This is a genomic window from Novosphingobium sp. P6W (genome assembly GCF_000876675.2).
Lineage (GTDB): Bacteria > Pseudomonadota > Alphaproteobacteria > Sphingomonadales > Sphingomonadaceae > Novosphingobium.
The window spans coordinates 1,418,074-1,433,349 of sequence record NZ_CP030352.1; the positions used below are offsets into that span (position 1 = coordinate 1,418,074).

The 15,276-nt window shown below is 64.6% G+C and carries 16 protein-coding genes; 8 read left to right on the forward strand and 8 right to left on the reverse strand.

Features of this window, described 5'->3' with window-relative positions; genetic code table 11:
- Positions 1-55: 55 nt before the first annotated feature.
- Complete coding sequence (locus TQ38_RS06830; RefSeq protein WP_043979461.1) at positions 56-1,297, reverse strand: CaiB/BaiF CoA-transferase family protein; 1,242 nt, start codon at positions 1,295-1,297, stop codon at positions 56-58.
- On the opposite strand from TQ38_RS06830, the gene TQ38_RS29905 reads away from it, so the two are divergent.
- Together TQ38_RS29905 and TQ38_RS06835 are read left to right on the forward strand one after the other, a co-directional pair.
- Positions 1,290-1,457, forward strand: a complete 168-nt coding sequence (locus TQ38_RS29905; protein WP_162792214.1) for a hypothetical protein — start codon at positions 1,290-1,292, stop codon at positions 1,455-1,457. The two genes, TQ38_RS06830 and TQ38_RS29905, sit on opposite strands and share 8 nt — an antisense overlap.
- Positions 1,454-2,236, forward strand: a complete 783-nt coding sequence (locus TQ38_RS06835) for an SDR family NAD(P)-dependent oxidoreductase (RefSeq protein WP_043979459.1) — start codon at positions 1,454-1,456, stop codon at positions 2,234-2,236. Before TQ38_RS29905 ends, TQ38_RS06835 begins: the two co-directional genes overlap by 4 nt.
- Positions 2,237-2,239: 3 nt before the next feature.
- On the opposite strand, the gene TQ38_RS06840 is transcribed toward TQ38_RS06835, so the two are convergent.
- Positions 2,240-3,163, reverse strand: a complete 924-nt coding sequence (locus TQ38_RS06840) for a diguanylate cyclase domain-containing protein (RefSeq protein ID WP_052505965.1) — start codon at positions 3,161-3,163, stop codon at positions 2,240-2,242.
- 337 nt (positions 3,164-3,500) lie between these two features.
- The gene (locus TQ38_RS06845; protein WP_043979457.1) at positions 3,501-4,526 is read right to left on the reverse strand and encodes a substrate-binding domain-containing protein; all 1,026 of its coding nucleotides are present in this window, start codon (positions 4,524-4,526) and stop codon (positions 3,501-3,503) included.
- Between the two features lie 209 nt (positions 4,527-4,735).
- Here TQ38_RS06845 and TQ38_RS06850 point away from each other — a divergent pair, with 209 nt between their 5' ends.
- Positions 4,736-5,890, forward strand: coding sequence for an acyltransferase (locus TQ38_RS06850; RefSeq protein ID WP_240197981.1), 1,155 nt, complete (start codon positions 4,736-4,738; stop codon positions 5,888-5,890).
- Between the two features lie 56 nt (positions 5,891-5,946).
- Here TQ38_RS06850 and TQ38_RS06855 read toward each other — a convergent pair whose 3' ends face one another.
- From TQ38_RS06855 to TQ38_RS06875, 5 genes are all read right to left on the reverse strand, one after another.
- Positions 5,947-7,113, reverse strand: coding sequence for a thiolase family protein (locus TQ38_RS06855; protein ID WP_043979453.1), 1,167 nt, complete (start codon positions 7,111-7,113; stop codon positions 5,947-5,949).
- Positions 7,113-7,517 carry a Zn-ribbon domain-containing OB-fold protein gene (locus tag TQ38_RS06860; protein WP_043979450.1) on the reverse strand — a complete coding sequence of 135 codons (405 nt, stop codon included), beginning with the start codon at positions 7,515-7,517 and terminating at the stop codon, positions 7,113-7,115. The genes TQ38_RS06855 and TQ38_RS06860 overlap by 1 nt, the downstream gene beginning before the upstream one ends.
- A gap of 146 nt (positions 7,518-7,663) precedes the next feature.
- Positions 7,664-8,455: an alpha/beta fold hydrolase gene (locus TQ38_RS06865; protein WP_043979447.1), complete on the reverse strand. Its 792-nt coding sequence runs from the start codon at positions 8,453-8,455 to the stop codon at positions 7,664-7,666.
- Positions 8,456-8,526: 71 nt separating this feature from the next.
- Positions 8,527-9,279 (reverse strand): SDR family NAD(P)-dependent oxidoreductase, encoded by a 753-nt coding sequence (locus TQ38_RS06870; protein WP_043979444.1) that lies wholly within the window; start codon positions 9,277-9,279, stop codon positions 8,527-8,529.
- Positions 9,280-9,362: 83 nt separating this feature from the next.
- Positions 9,363-9,854, reverse strand: coding sequence for a flavin reductase family protein (locus TQ38_RS06875; protein ID WP_043979442.1), 492 nt, complete (start codon positions 9,852-9,854; stop codon positions 9,363-9,365).
- A 396-nt stretch (positions 9,855-10,250) separates the two neighbouring features.
- Between TQ38_RS06875 and TQ38_RS06880 the strand changes: the two genes are divergently transcribed.
- From TQ38_RS06880 to TQ38_RS06900, 5 genes are all read left to right on the forward strand, one after another.
- Positions 10,251-11,675 carry an aldehyde dehydrogenase family protein gene (locus TQ38_RS06880; protein WP_043979441.1) on the forward strand — a complete coding sequence of 475 codons (1,425 nt, stop codon included), beginning with the start codon at positions 10,251-10,253 and terminating at the stop codon, positions 11,673-11,675.
- 77 nt (positions 11,676-11,752) lie between these two features.
- On the forward strand, positions 11,753-12,244 hold the full coding sequence (locus TQ38_RS06885; protein ID WP_043979438.1) for a hypothetical protein: 492 nt from the start codon (positions 11,753-11,755) through the stop codon (positions 12,242-12,244).
- Between the two features lie 34 nt (positions 12,245-12,278).
- Complete coding sequence (locus TQ38_RS06890; protein WP_043979436.1) at positions 12,279-13,421, forward strand: acyl-CoA dehydrogenase family protein; 1,143 nt, start codon at positions 12,279-12,281, stop codon at positions 13,419-13,421.
- A 14-nt stretch (positions 13,422-13,435) separates the two neighbouring features.
- Positions 13,436-14,491: an enoyl-CoA hydratase/isomerase family protein gene (locus tag TQ38_RS06895; RefSeq protein WP_043979433.1), complete on the forward strand. Its 1,056-nt coding sequence runs from the start codon at positions 13,436-13,438 to the stop codon at positions 14,489-14,491.
- Positions 14,488-15,273 carry an enoyl-CoA hydratase-related protein gene (locus TQ38_RS06900; protein ID WP_043979431.1) on the forward strand — a complete coding sequence of 262 codons (786 nt, stop codon included), beginning with the start codon at positions 14,488-14,490 and terminating at the stop codon, positions 15,271-15,273. Before TQ38_RS06895 ends, TQ38_RS06900 begins: the two co-directional genes overlap by 4 nt.
- Positions 15,274-15,276: the final 3 nt, after the last annotated feature.

The following is a 15,276-nucleotide window of genomic DNA, read 5'->3' on the forward strand; positions in this document are numbered from 1 at the left end:
TTCATCAACTAAACCCCTTCTCCCAGGCCCGCCGTTCACCGTGGCCCGTCGGCCTTCAAATAATCTTTGCCTCCCGAAGCGCATCGATCCGCGCTGCGTCGTAGCCCAGTTCGCCAAGGATCTCGGCGGTATGCTCGCCCAGCATCGGCGGGGCCATGCGGATCGTGGCGGGGCTTTGCGACATCTGCGCGAGCGGGCTGGCGATGAGGTCCACCGTGCCGCTTTCGGCATAGGCATGGGGGGTGGCGGCCCGAAGGCCCCGGTGCTGGACCTGCGGGTCTTCCCATACATCCGCCAGTTCGTTGTAGCGCGCCGCCGGGATGCCCGCTCCGTCCAGCATCGCCTGCACTTCCAGGGTGGGGAAGCGGCGGCTCCAGGAGTTGATGATGTCCATCAGTTCGGCGCGATTGGTCTTGCCGCGTTTCAGGTTGCTGTCGAAGCGCGGGTCTTCGTTCAGCTCGGGCTGCTCCATCAGCACGGTCAGGCGGCGCCAGTGTTCGTCGGTGCCGGCGGTGAGGTAGATGATGCCGTCGGCGCAGTATATCAGATCGGCCGGGCCGCCGCCGTTGCCGCCATTGCCCAGGCGCGGCGGAGCGCTGCCGCTGATGAGGTAGTCCTGCATGATGTGGCTGACCATCGCCACCGAACTGTCGAGCAGGGCGATGTCGATGAACTGCCCCTCGCCGGTGCGGTTCCGGTACATCAAGGCGCCCATGATCGCGAGCGCGGTGTTGTGGCCGGTCACGAAGTCGACAAGGCTGGGCCCGGTTTTGAGCGGGCCGCCGCCGGGCTGGCCTTCGGGGATGCCGGTGACGGCCATCATGCCCCCGGTCGCCTGGAACAGCCCGTCGTAGCCGGGCAGGGCGGCCATTGGCCCGGTCTGCCCGAATCCGGTGACGGAGCAGTAGATGAGGCCGGGATTGATCTCTCGCAGGCTCTCATAATCGAGGCCGAAGCGTTTGAGATCACCCACTTTGTAATTCTCGATCAGGACGTCCGCGGTCCTCACCAGTTCCCGCAGGATCGCCTGCCCCTCGGGCTTGGAATGGTTGAGCGTGACCGAGCGTTTGTTGCGGTTGGATACGGTAAAGAAGCTGGAATGGCGCGTCTCGATCCCATCCTTGCCGGGCACCCATGAGAAGCCATAGCCGCGCCCGTCGTCGCCCACGCCGGGGCGCTCGATCTTGATGACGTCGGCGCCCAGGTCGCCAAGGATCTGGGCGCCCACGGGGGCCGCGAAAACGCGGCTCATGTCGATGACGCGGATGCCTGAAAGGGCTGCTTTGCTGGTGGCCATGATGTCTGTCGCTGTTCCGGTGAAGCCCCTGCCTAACCAGCGCGGCGGCGGCGGCAAAGGCGGGGCAGGGCAATACCGCCGGGGCGGTTCGACGCTGGCGAACGCGGCGGCTAACACGGCGGAAGAAACGGTAATTTCCGGCGGAGGACAGGCAGGGTGAAGGTAGCGATCATCACGGGTGCAGGCAGCGGCATCGGCCTCGAAACCGCGAAGATCCTGCACGGGCAAGGCTTTGCCATTGTCGGCGTGGGCCGTTCGAAGGACAAGCTGGCGACGCTGGAAGCCGCGATCGGCAACCCCGATCACGTCCTGGCGATCAGTGCCGACCTGACCGACCCGGCGGCGCCGAAGTCGATCGTGGAGCAAGCAATGGCGCGCTTCGGGCGGATCGATGCACTGGTAAACAACGCCGGCGTGGGCAGCCCCAAGCCGCTGGACGAGACGGACGACGAGACGCTCGACGATTTCCTCGACATCATGCTGGTCGCCCCGTTCCGCCTGTGCCGCGATGTGATCCCCCACCTTGGCGAGGGCGCCAGCGTGGTCAACGTGACGAGCACTTTCGCCCATATCGGCGGGCGGCGCGGCGGGGCCTATTCCGCGGCGAAGGGCGGGCTCAAATCGATGACTGAGCATATGGCTTGCGAATATGGCCCGCGCGGCATCCGCTCCAACTGCGTGGCGCCGGGCGTGACGATGACCGACATGGTGCGCCACCGCTTCGAGGACGAAGGCTTCAAGCGCGCCAACGTCGAGACGACACCCTATCCGCGCCTCGCTCAGCCGGAGGACGTGGCATCGGTCATCGCTTTCCTGTGCCTGCCGGGAAGCGAAATGATCAACGGCCAGTCGATCGTGGTGGACGGCGGCTGGACGGCGACGAAATACCTCAGCCCGCGCGTTACCCGCACGGCCTGGGTGGAGCCCGAACAGGCCTGACGGTTACGCCGCGACGCGCAGGATGCTGGTGCCGCTTTTCTTTGCAGAGTAAAGCGCAAGGTCTGCGGCTGCGAAGATTTCCTCGGGCGTGCGCCGACCCTCGCCGCCGGTAAAGGCAAGGCCCACGCTGACGCCGACCGGGATCGATGTGCCGTGCCAGTCGACGCTGCGGATCAGGGTGCTCATCCGGCGGCGCAGTGCGCTCTCTGCGGAAAAGGCAGGCAGGGTTTCGGGCAGCAGCATCGCGAATTCGTCGCCGCCGATACGTGCGACCAGGCGGGCTTGCGGAAAGGCAGAAGCAAGGCGCTGGCCGAAACGCGCGATGCAGGCGTCGCCGGCAGCATGGCCCCAGCGATCGTTGATTTCCTTGAAATTGTTGAGGTCGAAGATCGCCAGAGCACCGATCCTCGCCAGTGCCTCGGACCCGGCCGGCAAATCCAGGAATTCGGCGTGGAAACGGGCGCGGTTGCCAAGTCCGGTCAAGGCGTCGTTCTCGGCCATGCGGCGCAGTTGCTGCCATTGCTGGCGCTCCTGCGTGATGTCCTGCTTCATGCCGTAAAGCATCACTGCACGGCCGTTCTCGACGTGAGTGGCGGCGGTCAGTCGAATCCAGCGCAGATCGCCGCCCGGCTGGCGGATTTCGGCTTCCATCGAAAAGCTCGAACGGTCCCGAATGGCCTGGGCACGTAGCCGCTCCATCGTTTCGCGCGATCCCTCGCAGTAGAGCGAGACGGTATCACCCCGTTCGACATAGACATCGCGGGGAATACCGAAAATGTCGAAAACGCCATCGGTCCATTCCAGACCTTGTTTGTCGAGATCGAAGCACCAGGCGCTCATGCCGACAAGCGCTGCCGCCTGCGCGACAAGACGGCCGTCAGTGAGCGGCTGGATGCCCCTTCGATGCCGGTCGGCCTGCAGGTACACGATTGCCCCTTCACTGGACTCATCGCCAATCCGATGAATTTACAGTCAATTACGAGCTTAAGGTAAACGGTTTGCTAATGATATCGGACCGTTTGTTGCCAGCGGATGATCTTGTGCGGTCAAGTATCGGCCGTCGCGATGGCCTGCGCGCCGCTTTACGAAAGCTCCTGCAAAACGGGAAATACGGCGGCGGTTATGATCCAAGGTATCGACCATATCGGTGCGATTGCCGCGATTTGGGGGGTGAAGCGGTCCGTTGGAGAGACGACCGCCCGCTGCGAGGCCTGCTTGGCCTGCATTCCCTATCCCGACTGGACCGAGGGGTGGGAGACCGTGTTCAGCTAAGCGAGGCGACGCTGCCGCGCACCACCAGTTCCGTTTCGAAATGCATGTCGGGCGCCGAATGTCCGCCCTGCGCGATAGTCCGCGCAGCTTGCCGTCCCATGTTGCTCCAGGGGATGCGCATCGTCGTCAGCGGCGGCAGGGCGCGCCTTGCCAACGCCGTGTCGTCGAAGCCGGCAACCGAGAGGTCTGCGGGGACTGTTACCCCCATCTGCGCCGCAGCATGGAGGACACCCAGGGCCATCTCGTCGTTCGAGGCGAGGATGGCGCTCGGGCGCGGGCTGATTTCGAGCAGGAGCCGCCCGGCTTCGATCCCCGATGCGAACGAATTGTCACCCGCCACAATCAGCGCCGGTCCACGGTCCAGCCCCTTGTCAGCCATCGCGTCGAGATAGCCCAGTTCGCGCTCCCGCGCGCTCAGCAGACTTTCTGGTCCGGCGACGAAGCCGATCCGACTATGCCCTTGCTCTATCAGCCAGACGGTCATCCGGACGGCAGCACCGCGCTCGTCGCAGAAGAGTTCTTGCCGGGCCGCCGCCAGGTTGCCTTTGCGGGGGCCGATGCCGATGCAGGCCGCTTGCTCGGCGCTGCACAAGGCCGCCAGATCGTCACGGTCGGCGAGCGAGGGCAGCAGCACGATTCCTGCCGGGCGATAGCGCTTCAGGAACGCGCGCAGGCGCGGCGCAGCGGCATCGGCGGGTATGACCTGCAGAACCAGAGCCAATTCGCTGTCCGCCAGCGCGTAGCTCAACCCGGCGTGAACTTCGGCGAGAATATCGCGGTCAAGGCCTTCGTGGATCAACGCGAGTAGAGGATTTCGTCGCAGCGCCGGGGCAAGTGGTCCCGCACGCAGCTGGGTTTCGAGAGCGATGGCCGCCCGCTCGATCGCAGAGGGGGACCTGACGCGCGGCTCTTCGCATGCCCGGGCATCATCATCCGCCGGGCCTGCTAAGTTCCTTGTGCGCAGGCCTGAAACGCTGGCGATGTCGTCGGTATCGGCGCGCGCGTTGGTGATGGTCATGCGCCGATCTTCGGCGACGCGGACCGTGTCACCAACCCCGGAATGATCCGAAACGGGGCGGAAGCGCGTTACGCTCTGTTACAACCGCGTGATTGCAGAGCAGTGACAAGCCGCCTATTGAGCCGGCGAAAGAGCCCCTGGCTATCCTGCCGGGTGGCCCATCGTCATGGAAAGAGATGCAAGCCCCGCCAACCCAACGCCACTATGGAATGGACTGGCTTCGTGTCGGCGCTTTCGTGATGCTGATTTTCTACCATGTCGGCTTCTCGTTCACGCCCTGGGGCTACCAGACACCGACGCGCGGGGTCGTCCAGTGGGCGGAAATCCCGCTGTTGGCGCTCAGCGCATGGCGCCTTGCGCTGCTGTTCGCAATCTCCGGCTATGCCAGCGCGGCGCTGCTTTCACGCGACAGGGACACCGGATCGTTCCTGAAAAGCCGCCTGTTGCGACTGGGCCTGCCACTGCTGTTCGGCCTCACCGTGATCGTGCCTCCGCAGCCCTATATGGGGCTGCTCAACACTGGCTACACCCACGGCTACGGTTACTTCCTGTTCCATGACGCCTTCAGCTTTCGTAAGGTCATCTACGAGAATCTGCCGGCGGTCATGCACTTGTGGTTCGTGATATACCTGCTGGCCTATACGGTGGTGCTGTGCTTCGCGATGATGCTGTTGCCGGACCGCTGGCTCGCGGGTCTGCGGCGCGGCGCCCTGAAGGTGTTGGCGGGACCTTGGTTGCTGCCGGCCGGGTGTCTGGCGATTTACGCGGTCCGCTCGGTCGGGGCGGAGTGGACCGATACGCACAATGTCTTCACCGATGTAGTCGCGCATCTCCACTATGGCGGCATGTTCCTGTTCGGCTTCCTCCTGCGCGGCTCGGAAAGCCTGCGGCAGGCGATTGCGCGGCAATGGAAGCCTGCGCTTCTGGTCGGCCTGGCGGGCTATGCCTTCGTCGTGGTGGAGGCCTGGCATTTTCCCGGCAATGTGCGCACCCCGCGCGCCTGGATGGAACCATTGGACTTTGCCAAGGCGGTCCAGTGCTGGGGTACGGTGATCGCGCTGTTCGGGATCGCCGACCGCTTCTGGAACCGCGACGCGCGCTGGCGCGGTACGCTGGCCGAGGCGGTATTCCCGGTCTTCATCGCCCACCAGACGGTCATGGTGCTGGCAGGCTACTGGCTGCGCGACAAAGGACTAACGGCGCTCCCGGAGTTTCTGACGCTGTGCATTTTGGTCGCCGGAGGATCGTGGCTGTTCTACCTCCTAGGCCGCGAGATCGGGCCGCTTCGCCCGCTCATCGGGCTCAAGCGCGCCAAGCCTCCGCGCAAGCGAAAGGCGGCGGCGCTGCCATCCACGGCGGCGTGATCCAACATCCCCGGCCCCGCGGGAGGAGAGCCCGCGAGGCCGGAGCCGGCCGAACTTTAGTCCTTCGTAAGTAGCAGCGCGGCTGCCAGCGGACCGCCGCCCGATGTCGCCACCGCAACTCGGGGATCGCCCGCAATCTGCCGCTCACCGGCCTGTCCACGAAGCTGCGTCACTGCCTCGTGCGCAAAGCCGAAGCCGTGGAGGCGCCCTGCGCCGAGCTGTCCGCCCGCCGTATTGAGCGGAAGCTGCCCGTCACGCGCGATCCGCGTGCCGCCTTCGATAAACTGGCCGCCTTCGCCTTTCTCGCAGAAGCCAAGCCCTTCCAGCCAGGTAATCGGCAGGAATGCGAAGCCGTCGTAGAACTGCGCGGTATCGACATCGGCGGGGGTATAGTCGGTGCGTGTCCAGAGGTCGCGGCCGGCATCGTAGGCGGCGGGCCATTCGACCTGGTCCCACGAATAGCGATCGACCGAGCCGGACATTGCGGCGATGCGGATCGGCTCGCACTTGATTTCGTCCAGCGCGTCGCCGGCCGAGACGATGATCACGGTGGAGGCATCGGAAAAACGGTCGCAGTCGTAGAGGCACAGGGGCGTGGAGATCATCCGCGCGTCCATGTACTTGTCTAGGGTCAGTTCCTCCTTGGTGATCGCCCGGGCGCGGGGGTTGAGCATCGCGTTCTTCGAACCGTTGACGGCGATCTGTCCCAGTTGCTGGCGGGTAAGCCCATACTTGTGGACATGGCGTGCGGCGTACTGCGCGGTCCAACAGGCCGCAGAAGTAGCCCAGAACGGACTGGTCCACTGCGAGGCGCCTGAGACAGTCTCCGAACGGGCAGGCATGTACTGCGCCGGATCGGCCATGCCGCCAGCTTCGTAAACGGTGCGGAAGCACAGGACATGGCGGCAGATGCCTTGCTTCACCGCCCATGCGGCCATGCCGATGGCGGAAAGCTGTGCGGGTTGCTCCAGACCGCCCATCTGCCACTTGGACTTGATGCCCAGAGCCTCGATGATCTCGTCCGTGCCCACCGGCGAGAAGGCGAGATAGCCGTGGCTCTTGCCGGGGAACGAGAAGACGCCGTCGATCTGGTCGAAGGTAAGGCCGGCCTCGGCGATGGCTTCTTTCGCGGCATCCAGGGTCAGCAGCAGCGGATGGCGCGGCAGGCGCACGCCGACTTCGGACTGGCCGACGCCGGTGATGTAGGCTTCCTTGCTGGCCATCAGGCGACCTTCTCGAACAGAGGGTAGAACACGCCGTCCTGTTCCTCGAACACGACTTTCACCGCGTCGCCGAACGCCACGGCATCGACCGGGCAGTTGACGATGTTGGTGGTGAGATAGACCCCCGCCACGCCGTCGAGCGCCACGCGGGCAATGACGAAGGGCACTTCCAGCCCCTTTGCCCAAGGCTGGTGGTTGATCGTGAACGTGTCGATCACGCCGGTGCCTGCGACTGCATCAGGAGCAATGTTCTCCGACTGGCAATGGCGGCAGATGAGGCGCGGCGGGTGGGTATATTGGCCGCAGTCGCCGCACTTCACGATGTTGAGGTGCCCTTGTGCGCCGCCGGTCCAGAAGGCGGTATTTTCCTGGTCCAGTCTGGGCCTTGGCCGCGGTGGGTTCATGTGTCGCTCTCCCGGTTCTCAGGGAGATCAGTCCGGTGCCGCGCGGCCTGCGTCAATATCGCCGACGGACTCATCGCAGCGACGTTCGGGTATTACATCGTCGGTCGGCTGGCGACATGGGCCATTTCCGATGCCCGAATGGACTTTCAGGCTGAAAGGAAACTCTCGATTTCTCCGGCGATCACTTCCGGGATTTCGAGATTGAGCATATGGCCTGCGCCGGCGTGGTCGATGCAGGTAACCTGCTGGCCCATGGCCGAGATCACTTGCGCGATGAGGCGGAAATCCTCGGTGTCGCGTTCGCCGGTGAGGAGCAGCGCCGGGATCGACAATTTCGAAAGGCGGTCGATGTCCGGGAGGGCGGGGCGCTGGTCGTCCTGCACCCATTGGCGGCCGTGATAGGCTGCGATCGACGTTTGCATGGTGCGGCCTGCAGAGGTTTCGCGCAAGGTATCGAACAGTGGATGGCGCCACCACAAGTCGCGGGCCAGGGCGATGTCACCGGCGCGGGCAGCGCGGCCGATCGTCTTCCAGCGCTCGATCCAGTCGCTCGTCCATGACCAGCCGACCATCAGCGGGCTGACGAGCACCATCCGTCGCACCCGCTCGGGGCTATCGAGCGCGAAATTGAGCACACTGGCCCCGCCCAGCGACATGCCGCACAAGTCAGCCTGCGGAATTTCCAGCGCGCCGAGCAGGGCGAGCAGGTCGTCAGCGTGGGAGAAGGGCGTGCCGGGTTCTCCCTGCGACGCCCCGAAGCCGCGCAGGTCGTAGGCGATCAGGGGGCGGTCCGCAGGAAGGGCGGCGATCAGCGGCTGCCAGTCCTGCCGGGACCCGCCGAAGCCGTGGACAAGAACCAGCGGCGTGCCGGCTCCCTTTCGCGCGGCGCCGGAAAGTGCGGCGCTGCCAAGTTCGAAAGTGAAAGGTTCGAAATCCATCCGGGCAGGCTAGCGCCGGTTCCGGGTGAGTGAAAGCGCCGTCCCGGACGTGACCCGGGACGGCGTGATGTTCAGGCGGAGCCCATGTAGCGGCCGCCGTTGGTGCTGATCGTCTGACCGGTCATGTAGCTGGCTTCCTCGGAGGCGAGGAACGCCGCCGCCGCCGCGATATCGGCGACCTGGCCCAGCCGGCCGACCGGGAGCGAAGCGCCGTAGGCCTCTGCGTCGATGGGCGCACCGCGCAGCATCGGGGTGTCGATCGAGCCGGGAGGGATCATGTTGGCGGTGATGCCGGTCTTGCCCAGTTCCAGCGCCAGCGCCTTGGTCAGGCCCAGCAGGCCGCCCTTGGAGGCGACATAATGGCTCTGCGCAAAAGAGCCCGACTGAGTCGAGGACGACGTGATGTTGATGATGCGGCCCCACTGCGCGGCAAGCATGTCGGGCACGATCTCGCGGGTGACCAGCCACGGCCCCTTAAGGTTGACGCGGATGACCTTGTCGAACTCGTCTTCCGGGACATCCATGAAGGGCGTGAATGGGGCGATGCCGGCGTTGTTCACCAGAATCGTGATCGGCCCCAGTTTCGCACGGGTTTCGTCCGCAGCAGCCTTGATCGCGGCCTTGTCGGAACAATCGGCGACGATGGACAGCGCCTTGCCGCCGGCCGCCTCGATCAGCTTCACGGTTTCGGTCGCGCCTTCGGGGTTAAGATCCCAGACGGCGATGGCGGCCTTGTCCTCGGCCAGCCGCAGGGCGATGCCGCGGCCGATGCCAGAGCCCGCGCCGGTGATTACGGCAACCTTGCCGTCTAGCGAACGTGTCATGCGATTATCTCTCCCGGATTAAAATGCTGAACATGTGAACAGTATTCGGGCCGGGAGAGTCAAACCGCCTTGGCGATGAACGCTTACATCTGCTCCGCGAAGCTGCCGTAGCGGCCGCGGTGGAACAGCATCGGGTCGTCTTCGCGCACGGTTTCCATGCGCAGCACTTCGCCCAGCACGAACCAGTGATCGCCTGCTTCCGTGACCGAGTACATCTTGCACTCGATCGCCGCGATAGAGTCCTTGATGACCGGCAGGTCGTGGTCCGAGATCACGTATTCCACGCCGACGAACTTCGCCTCGCCCTTGGCGGAGACGGAGCGGCAGACGTGCTGCTGGTCGCTGCTCATGACGTTGACGCAGAAGCGCCCGGCCTTCTCGATCAGCGGCCACGAAGTGGAGGACTTGTCGGGGAAGAAACCGACCAGCGGCGGGTCGAGCGAAACCGAAGTGAAGCTGCCCACGACCATGCCGGCGGGCTTGCCTTCGTCCAGCGCGGTGATGACGCAGACGCCGGTGGGGTAGCTGCCCAGAACCTTGCGGAATTCTGCCGGATCGATCGTCGTCACACTCACGCGCTTACACCTTTTCCTGTTTCGCAATGTCGAGCCCGGTCGGCATGTCCAAACAGACCCGCCATCGCGATATCGCCAGCCACTAGTGCCCGTTAGCCCTGTGCCCGGCAAGAGGGCACGGGTATTCATGAAGAATGGTCGGCGCGCGGTCATTGCGGCCAATCGCTGAGATAAACCATGCCACAGGCGTTGCATCGGAGGCTGTTCGAGTTGACGTTTTTGCAACATCGGAAGTTTAACCGCGCGCTTAAAAAACTTGCCTCTGCCTCCCCAAAGGTGCAGGGGACGAAGCTGTGGCGGATGGCCTAACGCGATATGCGAACGGCCACCCGGATGCCTGCTTACAGCGGGGTCGGCCTGGCCGGACACCTGCGCGCAATTAAGGGAAGATGCACAATGGCCACTGCTGAACTCATCGCCGAAACTCCCGTCGCCGCCGAAGTCGCTGCAATCGTCGCGCGCTCGCGCGCGGCGCAGGCGCAGATCGAAAATGCCACGCAGGAACAGGTCGATACCTGGATCCGCGGCATGGTCTACGCCGTCTGCAAGCCCGGCATGGACGAGGAAATCGCCCGCGAAACCGTCGAGGAAACCCAGCTCGGCAACTACGAGGGCAAGTTCAAGAAGATCTCGGTCAAGACCCGCGCCACCCTTTACGACATCATCGACGACAAGTCGGTGGGCATCATTGAGGAAGACGCGGCCCGCAACATCGTCAAGCTGGCCAAGCCGGTGGGCGTGATCGGCGCGCTCTCGCCCTCGACCAACCCTGAAGCGACCCCGGTCATCAAGGCGATCAGCGCGGTCAAGGGCCGCAACTCGATCATCGTTTGCCCGCACCCGCGCGCCAAGCTGATCAACGCCAAGATCTGCAACCTGATGCGCGACGCGCTGGTCAAGATGGGCGCGCCTGCCGACCTCGTGATCCCGATCGAGGTTCCCTCGGTCGAAAAGACCAACGAAGTGATGAAGCAGTGCGACCGCATTCTCGCCACCGGCGGCACGCCGATGGTGAAGGCGGCCTATTCGTCGGGCACTCCGGCGCTGGGCGTGGGCGTGGGTAACGCGGTCATCACCGTCGACGACACCGCCGACCTCGACGATGCCGCCACCAAGATCCTGCTTTCCAAGACGCTCGACTACGCAGCGTCCTGCTCGTCGGACAACTCGGTCGTCCTGCTCGACGCGATCTACGATGCCATGCTCGAAAAGCTCAAGGGCAAGGGCGGCTTCGTGATCGAGGGTGAGAACAAGACCAAGCTGCAGAACGCGATCTGGGAAGACGGCGAGCATATCAACGCCAAGGTCGTCGCCCAGTCGGCGCAGTTCATCGCCGATTATGCCGGCTTTGAAATCCCCGAAAACACCGCGTTCTTCATCGTGCCGGAAACCGGTTACGGCGCGGACTACAAGTTCTCGGGCGAGAAGATGACCGTCACCATGGCGCTATACCGTGCCAAGGATATCGAAGACGCGATCCGCCTGACCAACGCGATCCAGGGCTATCAGGGGCAGGGCCACTCCTGCGGTATCTACTCGACCAGCGATGCAAACATCATGAAGCTGGCCGAAGGCACCAAGACCAGCCGCGTTATGGTGAACCAGCCGCAATCTGCCTCGAACTCGGGCAACCTGTGGAACGGCATGCGCCAGACCTTCTCGCTGGGCTGCGGTTCGTGGGGCGGCAACGGCACCAACAACAACGTCACCTGGCGCGACCTCATCAACGAGACCTGGGTGTCCAAGCCTCTCGCGCAGAACAAGGTGATCCCGTCGGACGCCGAACTGTTCGGCAAGGACATCATCGAGCTGGTCGGCTGATCTTTTCACGGCAACCGGATATGGGGTCGGAGCGTTTCTTCGGCCTTTATCCGGCTACCGTGAAATGGAGACGACCGATGAACCGCACACTTCCTCTTGTCGCTGTAACCGCCGCGCTGGCCTTGGCGGCCTGCTCGAAGGAGCCGGCGGCGCCTGCTTCGCAACCGGCCGCGGCGCAGACGGAGGAAGTGTTCCAGGAAGAGCCGGTCTCTCCCAGCGAAGCCGCTGAACCTGCGGCCAGCACCGCCTCGGTGGACGAAATCCCGCAGGCCGCGCGAGGCCGCTGGGGCCTGGTCCCGGCGGACTGCACCAGCACCAAGGGCGATGCCAAGGGGTTGCTGGAAGTGTCGGCGGACCAGCTCAAGTTCTACGAATCGGTGGCTAAGCTGGGCACCATCAAGGAGGCGGGCGAAAGCCGCATCCGGGCCACGTTCGCCTACACCGGCGAAGGGCAAAGCTGGAACCAGGACGTCGTCCTCGATGCGCAGGACGATGGCAAGACGCTGATCCGCCGCGACTACGGCAAGGACGCCATGCCCGGGCCGCTGAAATACACCCGCTGCACGTGACGAGGTCACGGCAGGTACACACACAGGGGCAGAGATGACCGAACAATTTGGGCTGACCGAGGACCAGATCGCGATCCAGGAGACCGCGCAAAAGTTCACCGCCGACCGCATCACGCCCTTCGCGGCCGAGTGGGACGAGAAGCACCACTATCCGGTCGATGTGTGGAAGGCTGCCGGCGAACTGGGCTTCGGCGGCATCTATGTGTCCGAGGAAGGCGGCGGCATCGGCCTGGGCCGGCTCGACGCGGCGCTCATCATGGAAGCGATGGCCTACGGCTGCCCGGCCACCAGCGCCTATATCTCGATCCACAACATGGGCGCCTGGATGATCGACACGTTCGGCGACCAGCAGCTCAAGGACCGCTACCTCCCCGAACTGGTGACGATGGAGAAGATCGCCTCCTACGCCCTCACCGAACCGGGTTCGGGATCGGACGCGGCGGCGCTGAAAACTTCGGCGCGGCTGGACGGCGATCACTACGTCCTGAACGGCACCAAGCAGTTCATCTCGGGCGGCGGCGTCAACGACGTTTACGTGGTCATGGCCCGTACCGGCGATCACAAGTCGCGCGGGATTTCCTGCTTCGTGGTCGACAAGGGCACGCCGGGCATGAGCTTCGGCGCGCCCGAGAAGAAGCTGGGCTGGAACTCCTCGCCCACCGCTCAGGTCGTGTTCGAGGATTGCCGCGTGCCGGCAGAAAACCGCGTCGGCGCCGAGGGGGACGGCTTCAAGTTCGCGATGGCCGGGCTGGACGGCGGGCGCATCAACATCGGCGCCTGCTCTCTGGGCGGCGCACAGCGCTGCCTCGACGAGGCGATCCAGTATTCCAAGGATCGCAAGCAGTTCGACCAGCCCATCGCCGAGTTCCAGAACACACAGTTCCGCCTCGCCGAAATGGCAACCGAACTGGAAGCCGCCCGCGCGCTGCTCTACATGGCCGCCGCGAAAGTCACCGCCGGGTCGGCGGACAAGACGCGCTTTGCCGCCATGGCCAAGCTGCTCGCCAGCGATACCGGCTCCTCGGTGGTGGACCGCGCGCTGCAGATCTTCGGCGGCTACGGCTACCTCAAGGACTATCCGATCGAGCGCTTCTGGCGCGACCTGCGCGTCCACCGCATCCTCGAAGGAACCAACGAGGTCATGCGCATGATTATCGGCCGCGACCTGCTCAAGTAAAATTAGGGGGCTTCATGACCGACGAATTGCTGACCCGGCGCGAAGGCGCCCTCGGCGTGATCGCGCTGAACCGGCCCAAGGCCATCCATGCGCTTACACAGGGCATGTGCACCGCGATGAGCGCGGCGCTGACCGAGTGGGAGAACGATCCCGCCGTCAAGGCCGTGACAATCGAACACGCCGAAGGGCGCGGCTTCTGCTCTGGCGGCGACATCAACCTGCTGCGCCAGTCGGCACTCACTGACGGGGGAGAAGCGGGCCGCCGCTTCTTCTTCGACGAGTATCAGCTCAACCACCAGCTGTTCACTTACGCCAAGCCCGTGGTCGCGTTCATGGACGGGATCACGATGGGCGGGGGCGTCGGCATATCGCAGCCCGCGCAGTTCCGCGTCGCTACCGAGAACACCCGCTTCGCCATGCCCGAAACCGGCATCGGCCTGTTCCCGGACGTGGGCGGCGGCTGGTATCTGTCGCGCCTGGACGGGCGTGTGGGCCAGTTCATGGCGCTCACCGGCGCGCGGCTCGACGGGGCGGAATGCCTCTGGGCAGGCCTGGCCACCCACTACCTTCCCGCCGAGGCACTGCCCGAAGCCAAGGCGCGTATCGCCGCCGGTGAAGACATCGCCGCCGTTCTCGCGTCGCTGGCGGTCACCCCGCCTGAGCCGAAAATCGCCGCCCATGCCGGCGACATCCGCAAGCATTTCGCCTTCGATACGCTGGAGCAGGTTCTGGCCTCGCTCGAAAGCGATGCCAGCGAAGACGGGGGCGAGTGGGCGGCAAAGGAACTCACCACCCTGCGCAGCAAGAGCCCGCAGGCCTGCAAGGTTTCGCTGCGCCAGCTCGAAACTTCGCTGGGGCTTGAGACCTTCGCGCAGAACATGACGATGGAATACCGCCTTGGCGGCCGCGTCCTTGTGCTCCCCGACTTTGCCGAAGGCGTGCGCGCGGTGATCGTCGATAAGGACCAGAACCCCCAATGGAACCCGGCCACCCCCGAGGGCGTGACCGAAGAGATGCTGGACGCGATCTTCGCGCCCCTTGCCCTTGAAGAGGAATGGAAGCCGCTATGAGCACATACGAAACGATCCTCGTCGAGCAGCAGGGCGGTGTCACCGTCATCACCTTGAACCGTCCGCAGGCGCTCAATGCGCTGAACTCGCAGGTTCTGACCGACCTGATTGCCGCCTTCGCCGCATTTGAGGCCGACAAGTCGCAGGGCTGCGCGGTTCTCACCGGCTCGGGCGAAAAGGCCTTTGCCGCCGGCGCCGACATCAAGGAAATGGCCGACAAGCCGAGCGCACAGTTCTATTCCGACGATTTCTTCGCCGGCTGGACCAGCCAGCTCGTCAAGACCACCCGCAAGCCCTGGATCGCTGCCGTCAACGGCTTCGCGTTGGGCGGCGGCTGCGAACTGGCAATGATGGCGGATTTCATCATCGCGTCTGAAAACGCGAAGTTCGGCCAGCCCGAAATCAAGCTGGGCGTCGCTCCCGGCATGGGCGGCTCGCAGCGCCTGACCCGCGCGGTGGGCAAGTCCAAGGCGATGGACATGTGCCTGACCGGCCGGATGATGGACGCCGCCGAAGCAGAGCGTTCGGGCCTCGTCAGCCAGGTCGTACCGCTCGCGTCGCTGCTGGAGACTGCGTTGAAGTCGGCCACCGCCATCGCCGGGATGCCGCCGTTGGCCGCGATGATGAACAAGGAAATGGTCAACCTCGCCTTCGAGACCACGCTGGACACCGGCCTCGTGCTGGAACGCCGCATGTTCCAGGTGCTGACCGCCACCGAGGACAAGGTCGAAGGCATGACCGCCTTTGTCGAAAAGCGCCCCGGCGTGTGGAAGGGAAAGTAATCT

Bases quoted from the DNA above. Each gene is read 5' to 3' on its own strand.
- TQ38_RS06830 (WP_043979461.1), bottom strand. From the start codon at position 1,297: ATGGCCACCAGCAAAGCAGCCCTTTCAGGCATCCGCGTCATCGACATG.
- TQ38_RS06845 (WP_043979457.1), bottom strand. From the start codon at position 4,526: ATGACCATCACCAACGCGCGCGCCGATACCGACGACATCGCCAGCGTT.
- TQ38_RS06850 (WP_240197981.1), top strand. From the start codon at position 4,736: ATGGACTGGCTTCGTGTCGGCGCTTTCGTGATGCTGATTTTCTACCAT.
- TQ38_RS06855 (WP_043979453.1), bottom strand. From the start codon at position 7,113: ATGGCCAGCAAGGAAGCCTACATCACCGGCGTCGGCCAGTCCGAAGTC.
- TQ38_RS06860 (WP_043979450.1), bottom strand. From the start codon at position 7,517: ATGAACCCACCGCGGCCAAGGCCCAGACTGGACCAGGAAAATACCGCC.
- TQ38_RS06865 (WP_043979447.1), bottom strand. From the start codon at position 8,455: ATGGATTTCGAACCTTTCACTTTCGAACTTGGCAGCGCCGCACTTTCC.
- TQ38_RS06870 (WP_043979444.1), bottom strand. From the start codon at position 9,279: ATGACACGTTCGCTAGACGGCAAGGTTGCCGTAATCACCGGCGCGGGC.
- TQ38_RS06880 (WP_043979441.1), top strand. From the start codon at position 10,251: ATGGCCACTGCTGAACTCATCGCCGAAACTCCCGTCGCCGCCGAAGTC.
- TQ38_RS06885 (WP_043979438.1), top strand. From the start codon at position 11,753: ATGAACCGCACACTTCCTCTTGTCGCTGTAACCGCCGCGCTGGCCTTG.
- TQ38_RS06890 (WP_043979436.1), top strand. From the start codon at position 12,279: ATGACCGAACAATTTGGGCTGACCGAGGACCAGATCGCGATCCAGGAG.
- TQ38_RS06895 (WP_043979433.1), top strand. From the start codon at position 13,436: ATGACCGACGAATTGCTGACCCGGCGCGAAGGCGCCCTCGGCGTGATC.
- TQ38_RS06900 (WP_043979431.1), top strand. From the start codon at position 14,488: ATGAGCACATACGAAACGATCCTCGTCGAGCAGCAGGGCGGTGTCACC.